General features: G+C 59.3%; 20 protein-coding genes. 9 read left to right on the top strand and 11 right to left on the bottom strand.

Features of this window, described 5'->3' with window-relative positions; translation table 11 throughout:
* Positions 1 to 23 precede the first annotated feature (23 nt).
* Positions 24 to 818, top strand: coding sequence for a flagellar biosynthetic protein FliR (gene fliR, locus DOM41_RS12895; protein ID WP_110687268.1), 795 nt, complete (start codon positions 24 to 26; stop codon positions 816 to 818).
* A 207-nt stretch (positions 819 to 1,025) separates the two neighbouring features.
* On the opposite strand, the gene flgL is transcribed toward fliR, so the two are convergent.
* The 11 genes from flgL to flgB form a co-directional block, all read right to left on the bottom strand.
* Positions 1,026 to 2,237 (bottom strand): flagellar hook-associated protein FlgL, encoded by a 1,212-nt coding sequence (flgL, locus tag DOM41_RS12890; RefSeq protein WP_110687267.1) that lies wholly within the window; start codon positions 2,235 to 2,237, stop codon positions 1,026 to 1,028.
* A gap of 86 nt (positions 2,238 to 2,323) precedes the next feature.
* Positions 2,324 to 3,949 (bottom strand): flagellar hook-associated protein FlgK, encoded by a 1,626-nt coding sequence (gene flgK / locus DOM41_RS12885; protein ID WP_110687266.1) that lies wholly within the window; start codon positions 3,947 to 3,949, stop codon positions 2,324 to 2,326.
* Between the two features lie 190 nt (positions 3,950 to 4,139).
* Positions 4,140 to 5,279, bottom strand: coding sequence for a flagellar assembly peptidoglycan hydrolase FlgJ (flgJ, locus tag DOM41_RS12880; RefSeq protein WP_110687265.1), 1,140 nt, complete (start codon positions 5,277 to 5,279; stop codon positions 4,140 to 4,142).
* Complete coding sequence (locus DOM41_RS12875) at positions 5,279 to 6,340, bottom strand: flagellar basal body P-ring protein FlgI (RefSeq protein ID WP_245391838.1); 1,062 nt, start codon at positions 6,338 to 6,340, stop codon at positions 5,279 to 5,281. Before DOM41_RS12875 ends, flgJ begins: the two co-directional genes overlap by 1 nt.
* A gap of 92 nt (positions 6,341 to 6,432) precedes the next feature.
* The gene (locus DOM41_RS12870) at positions 6,433 to 7,155 is read right to left on the bottom strand and encodes a flagellar basal body L-ring protein FlgH (RefSeq protein WP_110687263.1); all 723 of its coding nucleotides are present in this window, start codon (positions 7,153 to 7,155) and stop codon (positions 6,433 to 6,435) included.
* 55 nt (positions 7,156 to 7,210) lie between these two features.
* Positions 7,211 to 7,993, bottom strand: a complete 783-nt coding sequence (gene flgG / locus DOM41_RS12865) for a flagellar basal-body rod protein FlgG (protein ID WP_110687262.1) — start codon at positions 7,991 to 7,993, stop codon at positions 7,211 to 7,213.
* A 30-nt stretch (positions 7,994 to 8,023) separates the two neighbouring features.
* The gene (locus DOM41_RS12860) at positions 8,024 to 8,788 is read right to left on the bottom strand and encodes a flagellar basal body rod protein FlgF (protein ID WP_110687261.1); all 765 of its coding nucleotides are present in this window, start codon (positions 8,786 to 8,788) and stop codon (positions 8,024 to 8,026) included.
* Positions 8,789 to 8,845: 57 nt separating this feature from the next.
* Positions 8,846 to 10,138, bottom strand: a complete 1,293-nt coding sequence (gene flgE / locus DOM41_RS12855) for a flagellar hook protein FlgE (protein ID WP_110687260.1) — start codon at positions 10,136 to 10,138, stop codon at positions 8,846 to 8,848.
* 65 nt (positions 10,139 to 10,203) lie between these two features.
* A complete protein-coding gene (locus DOM41_RS12850; RefSeq protein WP_110687259.1) occupies positions 10,204 to 10,917 on the bottom strand; it encodes a flagellar hook assembly protein FlgD in 714 nt (237 codons plus the stop codon).
* A gap of 123 nt (positions 10,918 to 11,040) precedes the next feature.
* On the bottom strand, positions 11,041 to 11,451 hold the full coding sequence (gene flgC, locus DOM41_RS12845; RefSeq protein ID WP_110687258.1) for a flagellar basal body rod protein FlgC: 411 nt from the start codon (positions 11,449 to 11,451) through the stop codon (positions 11,041 to 11,043).
* A 4-nt stretch (positions 11,452 to 11,455) separates the two neighbouring features.
* Entirely contained in the window at positions 11,456 to 11,872 is a 417-nt protein-coding gene (gene flgB / locus DOM41_RS12840) for a flagellar basal body rod protein FlgB (RefSeq protein WP_110687257.1), read from the bottom strand.
* A gap of 284 nt (positions 11,873 to 12,156) precedes the next feature.
* Here flgB and flgA point away from each other — a divergent pair, with 284 nt between their 5' ends.
* The 8 genes from flgA (at position 12,157) to DOM41_RS12800 (ending at position 19,349) form a co-directional block, all read left to right on the top strand.
* Positions 12,157 to 12,888: a flagellar basal body P-ring formation chaperone FlgA gene (flgA, locus tag DOM41_RS12835; protein WP_157956935.1), complete on the top strand. Its 732-nt coding sequence runs from the start codon at positions 12,157 to 12,159 to the stop codon at positions 12,886 to 12,888.
* A gap of 245 nt (positions 12,889 to 13,133) precedes the next feature.
* A complete protein-coding gene (gene flgM / locus DOM41_RS12830) occupies positions 13,134 to 13,409 on the top strand; it encodes a flagellar biosynthesis anti-sigma factor FlgM (RefSeq protein WP_110687255.1) in 276 nt (91 codons plus the stop codon).
* Positions 13,410 to 13,451: 42 nt separating this feature from the next.
* On the top strand, positions 13,452 to 13,904 hold the full coding sequence (locus tag DOM41_RS12825; protein ID WP_110687254.1) for a flagella synthesis protein FlgN: 453 nt from the start codon (positions 13,452 to 13,454) through the stop codon (positions 13,902 to 13,904).
* A gap of 307 nt (positions 13,905 to 14,211) precedes the next feature.
* Positions 14,212 to 15,081 carry a flagellin N-terminal helical domain-containing protein gene (locus DOM41_RS12820; RefSeq protein ID WP_110687253.1) on the top strand — a complete coding sequence of 290 codons (870 nt, stop codon included), beginning with the start codon at positions 14,212 to 14,214 and terminating at the stop codon, positions 15,079 to 15,081.
* 201 nt (positions 15,082 to 15,282) lie between these two features.
* Positions 15,283 to 16,125: a flagellin N-terminal helical domain-containing protein gene (locus tag DOM41_RS12815; RefSeq protein WP_110687252.1), complete on the top strand. Its 843-nt coding sequence runs from the start codon at positions 15,283 to 15,285 to the stop codon at positions 16,123 to 16,125.
* A 201-nt stretch (positions 16,126 to 16,326) separates the two neighbouring features.
* The gene (locus DOM41_RS12810) at positions 16,327 to 17,205 is read left to right on the top strand and encodes a flagellin N-terminal helical domain-containing protein (protein WP_110687251.1); all 879 of its coding nucleotides are present in this window, start codon (positions 16,327 to 16,329) and stop codon (positions 17,203 to 17,205) included.
* A gap of 200 nt (positions 17,206 to 17,405) precedes the next feature.
* Positions 17,406 to 18,287 (top strand): flagellin N-terminal helical domain-containing protein, encoded by an 882-nt coding sequence (locus tag DOM41_RS12805; protein WP_110687250.1) that lies wholly within the window; start codon positions 17,406 to 17,408, stop codon positions 18,285 to 18,287.
* Between the two features lie 204 nt (positions 18,288 to 18,491).
* On the top strand, positions 18,492 to 19,349 hold the full coding sequence (locus DOM41_RS12800) for a flagellin N-terminal helical domain-containing protein (protein WP_110687249.1): 858 nt from the start codon (positions 18,492 to 18,494) through the stop codon (positions 19,347 to 19,349).
* Positions 19,350 to 19,641: the final 292 nt, after the last annotated feature.

Genomic DNA, 19,641 nt, shown 5'->3' with positions numbered 1-19,641 from the left:
TCGGCTTCGAGGCCCTTTCTGCGATGATCGACATCACCAGCGCTCAGTGGCAGAGCTGGATTCAACTGCTTTGGTGGCCCCTACTGAGAATTCTGGCATTTCTGATGGCTTCTCCCCTGTGGGGTTGGTCCAGTCTGCCACGCCAGTTCAAGCTGCTCTTTGGCGTCGCCATGACGATCGCGATCGCCCCGACGCTCCCCCCGATGCCCGATATTCCGCTGTTCTCGCTGGAGAGTGTTGCCCTGACGCTGCAGCAGCTACTGATTGGCATCGCGATGGGACTGGTGCTGCGCATCATGATCGCCGTGATCCAGACCGCTGGCGAATTCATCAGCATGCAGATGGGGCTAGGATTCGCGAGCTTCTACACGCCCGACTCGGGCGCCAACACCATGGTGCTGTCGCGATTCCTGGAAATGATCACCCTGTTGATGTTCCTGGCACTCAATGGGCACCTGATTTCCATCGAGATTCTCGCCTGGACGTTCCAAGCCCTGCCCGTGGGGCTGGTGTCGATTGATGCCAGCTTTGCCGAGACGCTCGTGCGCTGGGGCGGCACGATCTTCAGTGCCGGACTGCTGTTTGCGATACCCGTCATCACCGCCCTTCTGATGATTAACCTGTCGCTGGGCATTCTCAACCGCGCCTCTCCTCAGCTATCGATCTTCTCGGTCGGCTTTCCCATCACGCTGACATCCGGACTCGTCCTGATGACCGTGATGATGCCGCGCCTGGGCAGCTTTCTCGGCGACCTCTTCGATCAGAATCTTCGTTTCATGCAGGGCCTGATCGAGCAGATGGCCAGCACGGCCGGCTAGCCTCTTCAGACGTAGCCTGAGGCTACCCTCGATAGAACCGAACCTGCCCCTATCGGTCGATTTTCCACGCCAACGCTCTTGTATCGATATGGCACCTGGGTCGATCGTGCCGACGACTAACCTGACTATCGCTAGGCGTCAACGTGAAGCGCCCGAGTCATTGCTGACTCGGGCGCTGGCGTTACAGAATCCTGTCTTCCCACACAGTCAGATCATGTCGAACAGCGATGTGCCCTGCAGGTTGGAGAACGATTTCTGTGCCGCTTGCAGACCCACCTGGCTCAGTACGTAGTCCGAAATGGCCGCGTTGTAGTCCAGATCGACAAGGTTACTCTTGGTCTGGGTATAGCTGAGGGCGCGATCACTGCCAACGCTGTCGAGCGTGTCGAGTTCGTTGAGCCGCGCGCCGACCGAAGCCCGCACCGTGAGCACGTTGTCGAGGGCGTTATCCATCTCGCGACTGGTCGTCGACAGCAGGTTGGAGTAAGCAGCCTGGTCCTGTGAAGACTCGATCGGCTTCTCCAGTACCGCGAGCATATCCTCGAAGGACTTGAAAATATCAGGGTCACGATCTTGTGCCTTGGCCATATCGAAACGATCGCCGGGCTCGGGCTCGCCTCTCAACGTTAGCCGGAGACCGCCGAATTCAAGCGTCTGACCGCTTTCGTAATCGCCGGCGTCAACTTCTTGCCCAGTGGTTTCGTTGGTAACGGTATAACCACGAGGATCGCCTGCCGTGAACTGGACGCTGAACGCGTCACCATAACCGTCTTCGGCGGTGTCAGCGATCTGGGGTCCGGAGAAGGTTGTCGTGCCGGCATTGCCAGTGCCTGCGGAGGCGACGTAGCCCGCGCCGGGAGCCACCCTCTGGAAAATATCCTGCCCCGTATTGCCGACTTCCATGAGGCGTGAAGAGTCGACCTTCTGCTGGCGACTTTGGTCACCGCCCGCGTATTCGACGTTGCCTGTTGCGTTACGGGTGAACGGTGCCGCCCCATCCTGATAGCCACCAAAGATGTAGTTGCCGGCGCCATCAGCGGAGTTGGCCTGACCGATCATCGACTCGTAAACACCGCGAAGTTCGGTGGCAAGCGATTGACGCGCCGAATCATTCAGCGTGCCGTTACCTGCCTGGACCAGAAGCTCCTTGGCGCGGGAGAGCGAATCCGTCGTGCTGTTGAGCACGCTCTCCTCCTGGCTCAAGGCATTGCGCGCAGTCACACGGCTATCCGAGTGCTGCGAATTGGCGGCAATCGACTGCGACACGCCCACGGCACGGGCGGCAGCCTGTGGATCGTCCGAGGGGCGAATGACCCGCTTACCCGCGGCGAGCTGCTCACCGACTTTCATGAACTCGCCCTGCTGGCGGTTCATCGAGCTGACACTTCGCTCGAACATCACGACCGTGCTAACGCGCATGGTGATCTCCTGGCTGGCCGATGGCCGCTAAAAACGGGTTCACAGTGGCCAACGGCCACTGCAAGCACAAAACACGGGAACAGCGCTTACGAGCGTATTCCGAGAATGGTGTCTAAAACGGAGGTACCTGCCTCGATCACCTTGGCATTGGCGGTAAAATACTGCTGATAACGCATCAGGTTCGCGTACTCTTCGTCGAGGTTAACCCCCGAGTCAGCCTGCTGATAAGTATAAAGCTGCTCACTGAGACCCGTCTGCGTCGCAAGGTTGGCATCGGTAATCGACGATCGATTACCGACGCCACTCACCATCGAAGCAAAGCCCCCGCTGAACGATGCCTTACCGCCCACCAGCTTCTGGTTCTGCAGGTCAAGAAGTGCCAGGGCGTTACGGTTATCACCGACACCGCCGTTGTCACCCCCCGCCGCCGCAATCTTGCTGGTGTCTGTCAGCGCGACATCGAGGCCCTTGGCCGCGTTGCGGGTCGGCTGTACCAGGAAGGTATCATTCTGTGCGGGCGTGCCGTTCAACGTCAGCTCGACGCCGCCGAACGTTAACTTGCCGTCAGTCGCGGTGATCGTGGAGCTCTCACCACTCGTCAAGTTCTCAAGCTGGAAGCTGCCGCCGCCCTGGGACGTCAGACGATAATCGTCCGCGGTCACCGCACTGGGATCATCGAAACGCGCGCTGAAAGACGCGTCACCCGCATTCTGACGATTGGTGAAGACGGTCGGGTTTCCCAGCTCGAAGTAGGCTTCTCCCTCGCGACCTTCTAAATCGACGCCCTGCTCATGCTGCTCGTTGAAGCTACCGGCCAGCGACACGGCAAGCTGACCCAACTGGTTCTGGACGCGATCCAGCGTCTCATTGCGGAAGCTCAGCATGCCTCCGATCTCGCCCCCTTTGATGACCGAATCGTTGATTGGGGTCAGATTACCGCTGCCATCGCGATAGGAGATCGTCAAATTGGCCGGATCCGCACTATTCTCTCTGGCGGCGAGTTCAAAGGACTTGCTACCCGCCACAAGGGGCAGACCGTTGCTGAGAGACACCTGGTAATTTGAGCCGTCCTGCACGGTGACTCTCACGTCGGCGATATCGTTGAGCTGGCTAACGAGTTTATCGCGCTGATCCAGCAGCGCGTTCGGCTCTTCACCGGTCTTGGCTCGCGCAAAGCCGATCTCTTTGTTGAGGCCGGCGATTTGACTGCTCAGATCATTGAGACTGGAGACGGCGCCATCGATTTGGCCATTCAAACCGTCACGCATGTCATTGATGTAGGTATCGTAAGCACGGAACTGTGCCACCATGCTTTGCGAGGTGCCCAGCATCCCCTCTCGCGCAGCGGGATCCGACGGCGAGCCGGTGAGATCTTCGACGCTCGAGAAAAAATCCTGCATCAGCGTGTTGAGACCCGAGTCACTGTCAGCCAGCAAGTCATCTATCTGACTGATCTGCTGACTGTAGGTCTCAAGTGCAGACTGCCGACTGTTGGCCTGATTGAGCTGCGTGCCGATATAGGAATTGTACTGCCGCTGGATGCCGTCGACGCTGACTCCAGACCCCATCGAACCGCCGGAACTACTTTCCCCAAGCTGAATCAGCTGGCGGTTGTAGCCTTCGGTATAGACATTGCTGATGTTGTTGCTGGTGTTGGATAGCGCCGACTGGGCAGCGTTTAGACCACTGAGACCGATCGAATACAGGCTCATACCGAGTTCCCATTTGTCGCCATCGTCTGCCTGGCGGTGTGATTACGGAGTTGATTCTTTATATCGGCCACAGTTGTCGGCACTTGACGCCTGACGCCACCGATTTCGAAACGTTTTGTTAAGTAGCGGCATCATGCATCCGATCTCGCATGGCGCTGACGCTGGACCCAACCCGTTGCGCGTCCCGCCGCTAAAAAATGGTGGTTGGGGAATGCGACGGCGCAAAGGCATCGACCGGCCGGTCGTTCTGAGCCACGACCAGATCCTCGCCCCCGCCGTCCAACGAGCCGAATTGCCGCATGATCTGGCCGAGCTTCTCGGCGTAGCGTGGGTCGGTCGCATAACCCGCGCGCTGGATCGCTTCGGCGGCGTCCTGTGGCGTCTTCGCCTCGACGACGTCTCGGTAACGCGGATTGTCACCAATAAGCTTGGCGTAATCGGTGAAGGCATCGGCGTAGGAGTCATAGACTCGGAAGCTATCCACCATCTTGACCGGCCGTCCCGACACGTATTCGGTCGTATTGACCGCCGTCGTCGGTCCGTCCCAGTGGCTTCCGGCCTTAATGCCGAAGAGGTTGTGGCTGTTGCCCCCCTTCGCCGTCGGAATTTCGCGTTGACCCCAGCCAGTCTCCAGCGCGGCCTGCGCCAGGATGAGCTCGGCAGGAACGCCGGAAGCGGCTTCTGCCTGCTTCGCCGGGCCCGACAACTGTGTCAGAAAATCGGCAACATGAGCGGCGCGACCGGCAAACTTCGCGGCGTCGCCGGCAAGAGACGCAAGCGTCGTACCCAAAGAGGAACGTCCGGTTTCTGCATCGTCGGCGACATCGCCTGGCTTGGCCGTCGCGTCAGCCTGAGTGGAAAGGCGGCTCAACAGTGACTCGCCGGCGGCGTTACCGGGCACGCGCAGTCCGTCCTGCAACAGTCTCGGCTCGCCGCGGGGAATACCGGCGATGAGATCAGCAATATCGTCTCCGCCGGTACTGGCCTTGGGCAATGGCTGCGTGCCAGGCAGGCCGCTCCTTTCGAGCTGGGCGACAAGCTGCTCGGCGAGGCCGAAGCCCTTGCCGGCAAGATGCTGGGCCCACTGCTGATCCTGCATCGACGTCATCATGTCGCGCTGCTGGCTCTGCAATAGCCCGGACTGCGGCGAGGCATCACGCATACTCTTGAGCATCGTCTGCAGAAAGATGGCCTCGAACTGTCGCGCCGCTTCCTCGAGGCTACCCTCAGCGGACCGCGAAGCACCGGCTTTCAGTTTCTGAATACCCTTGACGTCGAACGCGAACTGCGACGACAGGTCCATCGACGAAGCGCCACCACCGATTGCCATCAGATAATCTCCAGTTCAGCGTTGAGAGAGCCGGAAGACTTGAGTGCCTGCAGGATGGACATCATGTCCTGAGGCGATGCACCGAGTGCGTTCAACGCATTGACCACGTCCATGAGATCGGCGCTGGTTTGCAGAACCTGCAACGCACCACCTTCCTGCTGCACGGTGATATCGGCGTCGGGCACCACGGCCGTATCCCCACCGGAGAATGCGCCTGGCTGGCTGACCTGCGGGTTGGAGTCGATCACGATAGAGAGGTTGCCATGGGCGACCGCCGCTCGCGTCAGCGTCACGGTATCCGACAGCACGATGGAGCCAGTGCGCGAATTGATGATCACTTTCGAGGGCCCGCGGTCCGCGTTGACATCGATACCTTGAACCCGCGCCAGAAAGGTGACCCGAGAGTTGTCATCAGCCGGCATCTGGAGTCTCACAGTGCGGCCGTCCAGGGCGGCGGCGACCGGGGCACCGAACTCCTGATTGATCGCGGTCACGACGCGGCGAGCATTCTCGAAATCGGAACGCTTGAGGAACAGGTCGAGAGATCCATCGACGTCGCCCAGCTTCATGGGCACCTCCTGCTCGACGATACCGCCATTCGGAATTCGCCCTGCCGCTTGATGATTGATCGCGACGCTACTTCCCGCCGCGGATGCACCCACCCCGCCGACGTAGACATTACCTTGTGCCAGCGCGTACACGCGCCCGTCCGCGCCCTTGAGCGGCGACATCAACAACGTACCGCCTCTCAGGCTATCGGCGTTACCCACCGACGAGACGGTGACGTCGAGCTCCTGACCCTGCCGAGAGAACGGGGGCAGTTGCGCCGTGACCATGACCGCCGCCACGTTACGCAGCTGCATGTTGGTGCCGGGCGGTATCGTCACGCCAAGCTGCGAGAGCAAGTTGATGATGCTCTGCCCGGTAAACGGCGCTTGAGTCGTCTGATCGCCTGTGCCATCGAGCCCGACAACGAGACCGTAACCCACCAGCGGGTTGTCACGAACGCCGGAGAACTCGGCGAGATCCTGAATTCGCTGAGCCTGGGCGCCAGCGCTCATGGCAAGCGCCAGTAGCAGTGCCAGAGCCTGTGCGAGTCGAGATGCATGCGCGAAGCGGACAGCGAGCAATTGATGTAAGGAAGTCATAGGCATCAGAAAGGCGAAACGTTGAGGAAAAAGCGCTGCAGCCAGCCCATCGTCTGCGCTTCGTTGATGTAGCCATCACCGATGTATTCGATGCGGGCATCAGCCACCTGTGACGACTGCACGGTGTTGTTACCGGTAATCGCCCTTGGGTTGACCACACCGGAAAAGCGGATGTACTCGGTTCCCTGATTAATGGCGATCTGCTTTTCGCCGCGCACTTTCAAATTGCCATTGGCCTGCAGATCGAAGACCGAGACGGTGATGGTCCCGGTGAACGTATTGTTGGCATTGGCTCCGCCGGAGCCGCTGAAAATGTTCTCACCTTCGACGTCGGCGTTGTAATCCTCGAGAAAATCGAGCACGTCCGGAATCTGGTTAAGCGTGAGGCCAACGGACCCGTTACGCGAGGCATTGGCGGCCGAGCTCTTGCTGGCGCTGACCTGCTCGTCGAGCACGATGGTGAGGATGTCGCCAATCTGGCGCGGACGTCGATCCTCGAACAGCGGCTGGTAACCAAACCGCGCCTGGTAGATCGAACCGTTGGCCTGGATCGGCGGCGTCGAAGGCACGGACACCGGGTCCGAGTTCTCGACCACCGAGTGCCTGGGAATCTGTGCGCACCCCCCGAGGACCAGTAACGCTGCCAGCGCCAGCAGCAGCGGGCTTCTCGAGAAGCCGTGACGCAGACGAGTGCGGGGGGCAAGAGCGGTATGGCAAACGGACGGCATCGCGGTTTCCCTGGCAGTTTCGGTCGGCATTGGAGTTTGAGCCAATGCGTCGGGATTAGAGCTGAGAGATGCGCGCGAGCATTTCGTCGGAGCTCTCGACAGCCTTGCTGTTGATCTCGTAGGCCCGCTGAGTCTCGATCATGCTGACCATTTCCTCGACCACGTTGACATTGGAGGTCTCGACATAGCCCTGATAAAGCGAGCCGGCACCGTCCAGGCCCGGGTTAAGATCCGCGCGCGGGCCGGAAGCGTCAGTTTCCAGATAGAGGTTCTGGCCGATACTCTGCAGCCCGGTCGGATTGATGAAGGTCGACACCATCATCTGCCCCACCACATTGCTCTGCGTGGTGCCCGGCTGCGTCACGGAAACGGTGCCGTCCTGACCAATACTGATCGATAGCGCGTTCTGCGGGATCACGATCGGCGGGTCAACGGGATAGCCGTTGGCGGTCACCATCTGACCGTTCTCGTTGACCTGAAAGCTACCGTCACGCGTGAAGGCGCTGGTGCCATCCGGCATCTGCACCGCAAAGAAGCCTTTGCCGTTGATCGCCAGATCTCGCGAGTTTTCGGTGTTCTGCAGCCCACCCTGAGTGTGCAGGCGCTCGGTGGCTACTGGCCGCACACCGGTACCGACCTGCATGCCGGAGGGCAACGTATTGACAACGGACGACTGCGCGCCCGGCTGGCGCACGTTCTGGTAAAGCAGATCTTCGAACACCGCCCGCGAGCGCTTGAAGCCATTGGTCGAGACGTTGGCCAGGTTGTTGGAGATCACATCCAGCTTGGTTTGCTGCGACTCCAGGCCGGTCTTGGCTGTCCAGAGTGATTTGATCATGATGAAACCCTCATTGGCCGCATTGGCCCGTTAACCGTTGATCGACAGCAGGCTGTTGGCGCGCTGCGCATTCTCGTTAGCGCTTTCGATCACCTTCATGTTCATGTCGTAGCGCCTCGAGGCGTCGATCATCGAGATCATCGCGTCGGTGGGAGTGACATTGCTGCCCTCAAGCGCACCAGAGACGAGACGCAGGGTATCGTCTGCTGGCACCGGCGCTGCGAAATCCTCACCGTCCGGCGGCGTCAGACGAAACAGGCCGTCCTCACCTCGCACCAGATTCTCATTACCCGGCGAAACCAGCTTGAGTCGCGCCAGCGGCGCAATCGCATCAGGATTCTGGCCGGGCTCGATGACACTGATCGACCCATCGCCGGCGACGCTCACTTCTCCACCCGGCGGAATGACGATGGCCTGACCATTATCGCCCAGCACGGGATTGCCCAGTGACGTCAGAAGCCCTGTCGCGTCAACCTTGAGGTCCCCGCGGCGGGTGTAGCCTTCACCACCTTCAGGCGCCTGCACTGCAAGCCAGGCATCACCCTGCATCGCCACATCAAGAGTGCGACCCGTGGTGCTGATATCCCCCGGGGTAAAGTCAGCCCCCGGTGTCGTCATCATCGACGAGGTGCGCGTCGCAAGGCGTGCGTCACCCTCGACGGGCACGGCACGGACAGCCATGAGTTCCCCGCGAAAACCCGGCGTGGAGACATTCGCGAGGTTGTTGTTGACTACCGCCTGCTGCGACAGGGTCTGGCTGGCGCCACCACCCGCGGTATAGAAGATGCGATCCATGGTTACTCCCTAGAGGACGAGACCGGTGCCGGTCATCGCGACCGGCACCCTGCCCTATCAGCGCAGCTGCGCGACCTGATCCATCACCTCGGACTGGGTCCGGATGGAGTTCGTGTTCGCCTGATAGTTACGCTGGGCAATGATCAGGTTGACCAGCTCTGTCGTCAGGTCGACGTTCGACGCCTCCAGTGTCTCGGCTTCGATGCCGCCCAGCACACCAGTGCCCGCCGTGCCCAGCAACTCGTTTCCGGAGGTCGCCGTGGCGGAGAACAGGTTGCCACCCGACGGCGACAGCCCCTCAGGGTTGCGGAATGTCGCGAGTGCCACCTGGCCCAGGTTCACAGTCTTCTCATTGGCGTAGCTGCCGACAACCGAGCCATCGTCAGCAAAGCTGATGCCGATCAGTGCGCCCGAGGCATAGCCATCCTGCGCCAGACTTTTCACGGTCGAATCGTTGGCGAACTGGGTGCTGCCCGCCAGACTGAACTGGGCATTCACCGGATTGACTTCGTCGCCGAGCTGATCAGCGCCAAAGCTCAGGGTCGGCCAAGTCGGCGGGTTAGCGGTGACGTCTTCACCATCCACCGTGGCCAACTTGCCGTTGGTATCAAAGGTCACGTCGAGTTCTTGATTGGTCAATACACCATCCAGTGCCGTACGCGCACTCCAGTCGTTACTGCCGACTTTCTCGAAATACAAAGTGGCATTGTGTTGCCCACCTTGTGAGTCGTAGACGGAGAAGCTGGTGGAGTAGTTGTACGCAACACTCGTCTGCTGCGTGGTGTCTTCAGCAAGCTTGGCATCAAGGTTGTTGTACAGAACGGCGTTCGTCGTCTCCCCGACGGTTTCCGACGCATTGAGGTTCAGCTGCATGCTGACGCCGACGCCGCTGGCACCGGTCGCGCTCGCAGGCATATCGGCTGCCGGCACGTTCAGAACGCGCGGCTGACCGCCCACCACGACGCCAGAGGTGACATCGGTCGCGTCAGCCAGGCCGTAGCCCATCAGACGGGCGCCCTGGGCATTTTCCAGGAAACCATCCGACGTCATCGTCAGCTGGCCGTTGCGGGAGTAACCCACTTCCCCTTCCTGGCTGAAGCGCAGGAAGCCTTCGCCGCTGATGGCGATATCCAGATTCCGCCCCGTCGACTCGAGGCTACCGGTGGTGAAGTCCTGAAGCACGCCATTGACGCGCGTACCCAGGCCAACGGCGCTGTTCGCGAAGACGTCGGAGAACTGGACCGAACCGCTCTTGAAGCCTTTCGTCTGCGAGTTCGAAATGTTGTTGCCAATGACGTCCAGCTGCTGCGCTGCTGCGTTGACACCACTGAGTGCTTGTGAAAAGCCCATGACTACCCCCTAGGATTTTGATGACTCGAGCGCAAAGTGCTCGTTTGCCGGTATTGAGACTTCATTCAGAGAATTTGCCGCACTGCCTCAAGCGAAACGGGATCCTGTGCGTATCCCAGGTCGAGTAGCGGACCTTCCGCCTGCGCGATCACGCCGTTGACCAGCGCGTAGTTCAGGGAACCCTTGGGTATCCTTTCGTCACCGCTGATCGCCGTCATGGAGGCGCTGTAAGTCGTGTCCTGGGAGGCGTAGCTGCCGTCGGCGACTTTCCCGTCCCAGGTGAAGCTGTGAACGCCCGGTCCCAGCGGGCCGGTCTCAAAGGTACTGACGACTTCACCGTTGGCCCCTTTGATCGCGATCTCCATGTTCTGGACACTCTCGTCGAGATCGACGCCGATCGGCGTGGTCGCGACCTTACCGGTCACGTCATCGGTTTTGCCGACGAGAATCTGGTTACCGGGGACCATGACGCCCTGACCGATCAGCGCGCTGGCCTGCAGTGTCTGTCCCGCGTCGATCTGATCGGTGATCGCGGTAAGGCTGTCGTTGAGCTTCTCGATACCGCTGACCGTGTTGATCTGCGCCAGCTGCGCGGTCATGTCCGAGTTTTCCATCGGACTGGTCGGATCCTGATTCTTCAACTGAGTGACCAGCAGGGTCATGAAGCGGTCGTTGAGCTCTGCACCGGTATCGGCCCCGGTTGCGTTGGACGCACCACTCGCCTTCGTCGATCCATTGATGTTGGCAAGCGTACTGCTGCCTATCACCGGACTCGCCATCGTTACTCTCCTCTGTCGACTCGCGTCGAACTCGTCGATTTCGCCGGCCTCTCAACCGGACCACTCAACCGACTCTCCGCGAATCGGCATCTCTCCAGGGCAGCCGCCCTGATGGCCTGGACCTTAGCCCTCACCAATCGTCAGCGTCTTGATCATCAATGACTTGGCGGTATTCATTACCTCGACATTGGCTTGATAAGAGCGAGACGCTGCGATCATGTCGACCATCTCGTTGACCGGGTCGACATTGGGCATCTGGACATAACCCTCATCGTCTGCAAGCGGATGCCCGGGACGGTACTCGGAGCGCATGGGTGTCTCGTTGTCTTCGACCACACTATCCACTCTCACACCGCCCGGCCCCGCACCGTTCTGGCTCAGCGCCTGAAACATCACGTGCTTGGCGCGATAGGCCTCGCCATTCGGACCGGCAACGCTGTCGGCGTTGGCCAAGTTGCTTGCCGTCACGTTCATGCGCTGAGAGTTGGCGGTCATCGCCGACCCGGAAATATCGAAAACACTGAACATCGACATGGGATTACTCCGGTTGCATCGCTTTCTTCAGCCCCTGAATACGGCGACTGACAAAGGTGGTATCCGCCTGATAGCGCAGCGAGTTGTCGGCGAAGGCCGATCGTTCCTGATCCATATCAACGGTGTTGCCGTCCAGGCTCGCCTGCTCCGGCACGCGGTAGCGCAAATCGCGAATCCCCAGCGAATCACTCGCTTGCCCAGCGAGATGTCGAGATGACGTTCGTGCCAGGGACATGCCACCGCCATCCCCGCGACCTTCATTCATCACGCGCCCGAGCTCCGCACCGAAATCAAAATCCCGCGCCTTGAAGTTCGGGGTGTCGGCATTGGCGATGTTGTTCGCCAGCACTTTCTGTCGTTCGGCTCGGAGATTGATCGCCTCCTGCTGAAACCGAATCGCGTTTTCCAACTTATCGAACATGTTGAGCCACCCTGCGACTGCCTCGGAAAGCGTCTCGAGGCGGGAGGTTTTTGGACAGGGAGGAGAATAACGGTGAGCGTCAACGCCCAATCGCGTAAATAGACGTTCGATTGCGTGTCATTTTCGTCGATGACGGTCAGCCCCTCTGCCTACAATCGTCTTCCATCACAGGGACTGGCGGCCTCACCGCCACAAAGTCATCGCTACGCGCCACGAGACGCCCGCCCATGCCACGAGATCACCAGCCGTTACCTCAGAGTGCTCGACGGCCTCTGATTCTGGCCATGCCGGCTGTACGCTTCGCTCTGCTCACCCTGAGATATGCGGCAAGTGCCGTCATCGGGTCGGTACTCGCGCTTTTCACGCTCACCGCCATGGCCAAGGAACTTGAGCCGACAAAGGCGCCCGAGACGACTATTGAGCAGACCGTGCGAGAGTTTCTGATGGCTGAGACGGCATCGCTCGGGGACAGCGTCGAAATCACCGTTCGAGACGGCGATTCCGCTCTCGGAGAGTGCGTCGCACCGGACCCCTTCCTTCCTCGCCCCGGCATACCCAAAGGGCGAGTGACGGTCGGGCTGCACTGCGCCGGCGAGAGTGCGAGAACTCGCTACGTACAAGCCACTGTGTCGGCGACGATCCGACATCTCGTCGCCGCGCGGACCCTTGATCCCGGTGACCCGGTCGATGCCGCCGCGCTCACCTGGGCGACGACCGACATCACTCGGCTGCAGCGGGGTTACCTGGATTCCATGGAGCGGGTCACCGGGAAGGTCGCGACGCGACGCATCCCTTCCGGCGCGACACTTACCGACGCGATGGTTCGCGCGCCATGGTTGGTCGAGCGGGGAAGCAGCGTCGTCCTCGTTGCCCGCGGTGACGGCTTCAGCATTAGCCGAAGTGTCGAGGCACTGGACAATGGTGGGCTGGGTAGCTCCGTCCGCCTGAAGACGCAGAACAACCAGATCCTTCAGGGACGGGTCATCGGTCCCGATAGATTGGCCGTGGAATTTTGATGTCAGAATGGGTCGAAGAGACTCATGAGGAAGGTGAGCGGAGGAAACCTTTCTTAACAAAAGATTTTGCCGCGAGCTTTCAGTTTTCGTAGGCCATGCCGATAGGGTGTACAGATCAACAGCACCCGATGGGAGCGCTGGAGTGGGAGTTGATGCTGTCACACCCACCCCGCGCTTCCCGGATACACCGCCGCGACACGAGCAAGAGTCATTAAAACGCCGCGGATAGCCCAGAGGCCAACGAGATGAAAATCGATCACACGCAGTCGCTTACCCGCCCGACACAGCAGGACAACGTCGAGGCCAAGAAAAGCCCGGCGACGGCGGCTGGCTCTCAGCCACAGCCCAGCTCAACGACGACGCTGAGCCAGATCGACCGACTGAACGACAAGGGCGACATCGATACCGCCCGCGTCAATGAAATTCGTCAAGCGATTGCCGACGGTCAGTTCGAACTCGATACGAGCAAGATCGCAGACGGTCTCATCGCGGACGTCAAGGCCCAGCTCGGCCAAGAGTAAGTCGAAAACCGGGCACGTCTATCACGTAACGAGGAACACCCCATGTCGCTTACCTCCCTTCTCGCTGAACAGCAACGCCATCTCGAGGCCCTGAATGAGCTTCTGGAAGATGAGCGTGAACATCTGAATGCGGGAGAGATCGATGGCGAGCGGCTGGGCCAGATAGCCTCAGAGAAGCAAATGGCGCTGAACACGCTGGACGCTATCGAGGCATCGCGACGGACGCACCAGGCCGAGGCGGGCCTGGGGACAGATAGCCGGGGAGCCGAAGAGCTCGCCATCGCCGCTGATGCCGTCGACCAATGGCAGCGCATTCGAGAGCTGGCCGAAAGTATCCGCCGGGCCAATCTCCTCAACGGACATATCATCTCTCAACGTCTCGAGCAGAATCAGCAGGCGATCGATTTTCTACAGCGTGCGGTTGGCGGCAGCACCTACGGGCCCAAGGGTAAGTCTCTGCATAAAGGGTTTGGCGGCATCAGCTCCAGCGCTTGACCAAGCTTGATAGCGGAGCGATACCATCAAACACTGTGTCGCAATCAACGAGCCGTCACGCGTCATACGGCAAGAACAGTGCCCTCCCCCTCAAAACCCGCAGCACGCTGCGGGTTTTGCTTGTCTAAACACCTCATAACCCTAGAAAAAATCACGGTAATTTTTCGTTTTCGGTTAAAGCGATCGAGGGGATCGCCGATACAGGGGCTAACGGCAACCGTGTCGTTTCAGTAATGCGCAATGAGCTCATCGTCACTCTCGCTGCGTTACGCCCAGATAGCCCTCTTGAAGTAAAAGGAAAGCGACAATGTCAGTGATCAATACCAACATCACCTCCATGATCGGCCAGAACAACCTGAACAAGTCTCAGGATTCGCTGGCCCAGGCCCAGGAGCGCCTCTCCTCCGGTCTGCGTATCAACAGCGCCAAGGATGACGCCGCCGGTCAAGCCATTGCCAACAAAATGTCCGCTCAGATCACTGGCATGAACCAGGCCAGTCGTAATGCCAGCGACGGTATCTCGCTGGTACAGACCATGGAAGGTGGTCTCGATCAGGTGAACGATAACCTGCAGCGTATCCGCGAGCTGGCAGTTCAGGGCGCCAACGACACCAATACCGCGGAAGACCGTGAGGCCATCACTACCGAGATCAACGAACGGCTGGCAGAGATTGATCGCGTTGCAGAGAGCAACAACTTCAACGGTACGGAGCTACTCAACGACAACAGTGGTAGCTTGAGCATTCAGATCGGATCCAACACTGCAGACGAAGACGTCATCAGCGTCAAAACCATCGATGCAACGGTATCGGGGCTTGGCTTAGAAAGCACAAGCGGTAGCGAAATCTCTGGTACTACTTTCACTGTGGGCACAGGGAGTGGTTCGGAAGCACACGATAGCTTCCAGCACCTGATCGATGGCGTTGATGAGGCGACGAAGACGCTCGATACCAACCGTGCGACCCTGGGTGCGACACTCAACCGTTTCGACTCGGTCATCGATAACCTGTCGACCACCTCGACCAACCTTTCCGAAGCACGTTCGCGCATCGAAGACGCCGACTACGCAGAGGAAGTCTCCAACATGACCCGTGCCAACATCCTTCAGCAGGCCGGCACCTCCATGCTGGCGCAGGCCAACCAGACGCCGCAGTCCGTCCTGTCTCTGCTGGGCTAATTTTCTGCGCGGCAACAATTCAGACTGCGTTACGAACGGGGCCGAAAGGCCCCGTTTTGCGTTCTAACAGTCGCTAATTTTCATCAAACAGTCGAGATCGACACTACAGAATCGCAACGCCAGGCCGTTAATAATAATACCGGCGATGAAAGCGCCGCCTAGTCGGCCATCTAGGCCAGATCCTTACTGAGGAATAGCTCCATGTCCGTGATCAATACCAACATCACCTCCATGATTGGCCAGAACAACCTGAACAAGTCGCAGAGCATGCTGGCTCAGGCTCAGGAACGTCTCTCTTCCGGCCTGCGTATCAACAGTGCCAAGGACGACGCGGCTGGTCAGGCGATTGCCAACAAAATGACGGCCCAGATCAAGGGCATGGACCAGGCCAGCCGTAACGCCAGTGACGGCATCTCTCTCGTGCAGACCATGGAAGGTGGTCTGGACCAGGTCAACGATAACCTCCAGCGTATCCGCGAGCTGGCGGTCCAGGGCGCCAACGACACCAATACCGCAGAAGACCGTGCGGCCATCACCACCGAGATCAATGAGCGTATTGCCGAGATCGACCGCGTCGCCGGCAGCAACAACTTCAACGGTACCAACCTGCTAGCCAGTGGCGGCGGCACCAACCTGAACATTCAGATCGGCGCCGGCACTACCGACAACGACACCATCACGGTCACCACTGTCGATGCCACGAGCAGCAACCTCGGTGTCAGCGGTTCTGCAGCAGCTCTGTCCGGCGCAGGTGCGACCCACACGAACTTCCAGACGCTGATCGATAACGTCGATACCGCCCTCGAAACGCTGGATACCGAACGTGCAACACTGGGTGCCACGCTCAACCGTTTTGACTCGGTCATCGATAATTTGGGGACGACGACTACCAACCTCTCCGAGGCCCGCTCGCGGATCGAAGACGCGGACTACGCCAAGGAGGTGTCGAATATGACCCGCGCCAACATCCTGCAGCAGGCCGGTACCTCCATGCTGGCGCAGGCCAACCAGACGCCGCAGTCCGTTCTGTCTCTCCTGGGCTAAGCTTTTGCTCGGTAACGATTCAGACTGCATCACAAACGGGGCCGAAAGGCCCCATTTTACGTTCTATCAGTCGTTAATTTTCATCAAACAGTCGAGATCGACACTACAGAATCGCAACGCGAGGCCGTTAATAATAGTACCGGCGATGAAAGCGCCGCCTAGCCGGCCATCTAGGCCAGATCCTTACTGAGGAACAGTTCCATGTCCGTTATCAATACCAACATCACCTCCATGATCGGCCAGAACAACCTGAACAAGTCGCAGAGCATGCTGGCTCAAGCTCAGGAGCGCCTGTCTTCCGGGCTGCGCATCAACAGCGCCAAAGACGACGCCGCCGGCCAGGCGATCGCCAACAAAATGACGGCCCAGATCAAGGGGATGGATCAGGCGAGCCGTAACGCCAGCGACGGCATCTCGCTCGTGCAGACCATGGAAGGTGGTCTGGACCAGGTCAACGATAACCTCCAGCGTATCCGTGAGCTGGCAGTTCAAGGCGCTAACGACACCAACACCGCCGAAGACCGTGCAGCAATCACGACTGAGATCAATGAGCGCCTGGCAGAGATTGATCGAGTGGCAGGTAGCAACAACTTCAACGGCACCGAACTACTCAACGCCAGCGGCAGCCTGAGCATCCAGATCGGCTCCAACACCGAGTCCGAGGATGTCATCACCGTCGATACCGTAGACTCGACGGTTTCTGGCCTCGGCCTGGAAGCTGCAACGTCGGGTGGTACTGCCGCAGCGGTAGCGGGCGGTGAGTTCATTGTCGCCGATGCTTCAGGTGGCGCGACTCACACCGAGTTCCAGAACCTCATCGATGGCATCGATGCCTCTACGGAAAAGCTGGATACCAACCGCGCTACCTTGGGTGCCACGCTCAACCGTTTTGACTCGGTAATCGATAACCTGTCCACCACCTCGACCAACCTCTCTGAAGCGCGTTCGCGGATAGAAGATGCGGACTACGCCAAAGAGGTCTCCAACATGACCCGTGCCAATATTCTGCAGCAGGCCGGCACCTCCATGCTGGCGCAGGCCAACCAGACGCCGCAGTCCGTTCTGTCTCTGCTGGGCTAATCTCTAGGCCAGAAGCCGCAAAGATCAAACCGAAAACGGGGCCGAAGGGCCCCGTTTTACGTTCTGGCGACCGAGCGTAGGCGCAAGAACGTCAAGATCACGCTAAAGAACCGAAAAGCCAGGCCGTTAATTGAAATACCGGCAACTGACGCCGTTGAACCGGCCCTTTTCCAGGCCAATAAATATTGAGGATCATTTCCATGTCCGTGATCAATACCAACATCACCTCCATGATTGGCCAGAACAACCTGAACAAGTCGCAGAGCATGCTGGCTCAGGCTCAGGAACGTCTCTCTTCCGGCCTGCGTATCAACAGTGCCAAGGACGACGCTGCAGGCCAGGCGATCGCCAACAAGATGACGGCCCAGATCAAGGGGATGGATCAGGCAAGCCGTAACGCCAGCGACGGCATCTCGCTCGTCCAGACCATGGAAGGTGGCCTGGACCAGGTCAACGACAACCTGCAGCGTATCCGGGAGCTGGCGGTTCAGGGCGCTAACGATACCAACACGGCAGAAGATCGCGCAGCGATCAAAACTGAGATCGATGAGCGCCTCGCCGAGATCGACCGCGTCGCAGGTAGCAATAATTTCAACGGTACTGACCTACTGAATTCCAGCGGCAGTTTGAGCATTCAAATAGGCTCCAACACCGAAACTGAAGACGTCATCGACGTCAAAACCGTTGATGCGACAACCAACGGCGACCTCGGCCTGGTCAGCGGTTCAAATGGCTCCCTGACCGTGGTCTCTGGTTCGAGCGTGCTGACAGGCACCGGTGCCTCCGGCGCCCTCACACACGGCGATTTTCAGAATTTGATCGACGCAGTCGACGGCTCTGTCAAGACACTGGATACCAACCGCGCAACGCTGGGCGCGACGCTTAACCGCTTCGACTCAGTGATCGACAACCTCGCAACAACGACGACTAACCTCTCCGAGGCCCGCTCACGCATCGAGGACGCCGATTACGCGAAGGAAGTCTCTAACATGACGCGCGCCAACATCCTGCAGCAGGCCGGTACCTCCATGCTGGCACAGGCGAACCAGACGCCACAGTCTGTCCTGTCTCTGCTCGGCTAATCGCGACTAGCGCTACCGCCAGTGACGTCAAAGACGGGGCCACCAGGCCCCGTTCTCAGTTCTGGCGAACACAAAGTGTCACAAATATAGAGCGACCGGCAGCTACAGAATCGACCAAGACGGCCGTTAATAATACTAACGGCGACTGAGCGCCGCTGACCCGGCCCCCTTTTCCCAGGCCAATAAACACCGAGGATCATTTTCATGTCCGTTATCAACACCAACATCACTTCCATGATCGGCCAGAACAACCTGAACAAGTCGCAGAGCATGCTGGCTCAGGCTCAGGAACGTCTCTCATCCGGGTTGCGCATCAACAGCGCCAAGGACGACGCAGCCGGTCAGGCGATCGCCAACAAGATGTCGGCCCAGATCAAGGGGATGGACCAGGCGAGCCGTAATGCCAGTGACGGCATCTCGCTCGTCCAGACCATGGAAGGTGGCTTGGACCAGGTCAACGACAACCTGCAGCGTATCCGTGAGCTCGCCGTTCAGGGCGCCAACGACACCAACACCGCTGAAGACCGTGCGGCTATCGAGACCGAGATCAACGAGCGCCTCGCAGAAATCGACCGTGTCGCCGGCAGCAACAATTTCAACGGTACTAACCTGCTAAACGATAGTGGCGGCGCTACACTCAACATCCAGATCGGCTCCAACACGACCGATAACGATGTCATCGCAGTCACCAAGCTGGACGCAACCGTCAGTGGCCTCGGCCTTTCCGGCGGCGGCATGTCGGGTTCCACGTTCGCGTCCAGTGGCGGCAGCGGCGCCCACTCTAACTTCCAGAGCCTGATCGACTCGGTTGATAGCGCCGTCAAGACCCTGGACACCAGCCGGGCAACGTTGGGTGCGACGTTGAATCGCTTCGATTCAGTGATCGACAACCTCTCCACTACCTCGACCAACCTTTCCGAGGCCCGCTCACGGATCGAGGATGCGGACTACGCGAAGGAAGTGTCGAATATGACGCGCGCCAACATTCTGCAGCAGGCAGGCACCTCCATGCTGGCCCAGGCGAACCAGACGCCGCAGTCGGTACTCTCGCTGCTGGGCTAATAGTGAGAGAGCCAGTAACATCGTAGACGACCTACGGGGCCAATTGGCCCCGTTTTCTATTATGGCACGCTAGTTTCGCAAGGCCTGCCTTGGCGGGACACTGAGGCCATCAACGCGGCCTATGATAGTCGCCTACTGCCCACTTCTCTCGGGCCTGCGCCCCTCTGCCCCACCGCGAGTACCATCCTCCAACATGCGATGCCGCGAATACCTCGCGAATTCGCTGGGCATTCTCCAGTTTGGATTAGAAAAGCCCGCAGTAGACTAGGCACATTGCCACCCTTCTGCGAGT

This window comes from Salinicola aestuarinus, assembly GCF_003206645.1.
Classification (GTDB): domain Bacteria; phylum Pseudomonadota; class Gammaproteobacteria; order Pseudomonadales; family Halomonadaceae; genus Salinicola; species Salinicola aestuarinus.
Note: the sequence above shows the minus strand (reverse complement) of the source record. Positions and strands in the feature narration are given on the sequence as shown.

What these genes read in the sequence shown, in the direction of transcription:
- fliR (WP_110687268.1), top strand. Translation starts at nt 24, where the DNA reads ATGATCGACATCACCAGCGCTCAGTGGCAGAGCTGGATTCAACTGCTT.
- flgL (WP_110687267.1), bottom strand. Translation starts at nt 2,237, where the DNA reads ATGCGCGTTAGCACGGTCGTGATGTTCGAGCGAAGTGTCAGCTCGATG.
- flgK (WP_110687266.1), bottom strand. Translation starts at nt 3,949, where the DNA reads ATGAGCCTGTATTCGATCGGTCTCAGTGGTCTAAACGCTGCCCAGTCG.
- flgJ (WP_110687265.1), bottom strand. Translation starts at nt 5,279, where the DNA reads ATGGCAATCGGTGGTGGCGCTTCGTCGATGGACCTGTCGTCGCAGTTC.
- DOM41_RS12875 (WP_245391838.1), bottom strand. Translation starts at nt 6,340, where the DNA reads ATGAGCGCTGGCGCCCAGGCTCAGCGAATTCAGGATCTCGCCGAGTTC.
- DOM41_RS12870 (WP_110687263.1), bottom strand. Translation starts at nt 7,155, where the DNA reads ATGCCGTCCGTTTGCCATACCGCTCTTGCCCCCCGCACTCGTCTGCGT.
- flgG (WP_110687262.1), bottom strand. Translation starts at nt 7,993, where the DNA reads ATGATCAAATCACTCTGGACAGCCAAGACCGGCCTGGAGTCGCAGCAA.
- DOM41_RS12860 (WP_110687261.1), bottom strand. Translation starts at nt 8,788, where the DNA reads ATGGATCGCATCTTCTATACCGCGGGTGGTGGCGCCAGCCAGACCCTG.
- flgE (WP_110687260.1), bottom strand. Translation starts at nt 10,138, where the DNA reads ATGGGCTTTTCACAAGCACTCAGTGGTGTCAACGCAGCAGCGCAGCAG.
- DOM41_RS12850 (WP_110687259.1), bottom strand. Translation starts at nt 10,917, where the DNA reads ATGGCGAGTCCGGTGATAGGCAGCAGTACGCTTGCCAACATCAATGGA.
- flgC (WP_110687258.1), bottom strand. Translation starts at nt 11,451, where the DNA reads ATGTCGATGTTCAGTGTTTTCGATATTTCCGGGTCGGCGATGACCGCC.
- flgB (WP_110687257.1), bottom strand. Translation starts at nt 11,872, where the DNA reads ATGTTCGATAAGTTGGAAAACGCGATTCGGTTTCAGCAGGAGGCGATC.
- flgA (WP_157956935.1), top strand. Translation starts at nt 12,157, where the DNA reads ATGCCGGCTGTACGCTTCGCTCTGCTCACCCTGAGATATGCGGCAAGT.
- flgM (WP_110687255.1), top strand. Translation starts at nt 13,134, where the DNA reads ATGAAAATCGATCACACGCAGTCGCTTACCCGCCCGACACAGCAGGAC.
- DOM41_RS12825 (WP_110687254.1), top strand. Translation starts at nt 13,452, where the DNA reads ATGTCGCTTACCTCCCTTCTCGCTGAACAGCAACGCCATCTCGAGGCC.
- DOM41_RS12820 (WP_110687253.1), top strand. Translation starts at nt 14,212, where the DNA reads ATGTCAGTGATCAATACCAACATCACCTCCATGATCGGCCAGAACAAC.
- DOM41_RS12815 (WP_110687252.1), top strand. Translation starts at nt 15,283, where the DNA reads ATGTCCGTGATCAATACCAACATCACCTCCATGATTGGCCAGAACAAC.
- DOM41_RS12810 (WP_110687251.1), top strand. Translation starts at nt 16,327, where the DNA reads ATGTCCGTTATCAATACCAACATCACCTCCATGATCGGCCAGAACAAC.
- DOM41_RS12805 (WP_110687250.1), top strand. Translation starts at nt 17,406, where the DNA reads ATGTCCGTGATCAATACCAACATCACCTCCATGATTGGCCAGAACAAC.
- DOM41_RS12800 (WP_110687249.1), top strand. Translation starts at nt 18,492, where the DNA reads ATGTCCGTTATCAACACCAACATCACTTCCATGATCGGCCAGAACAAC.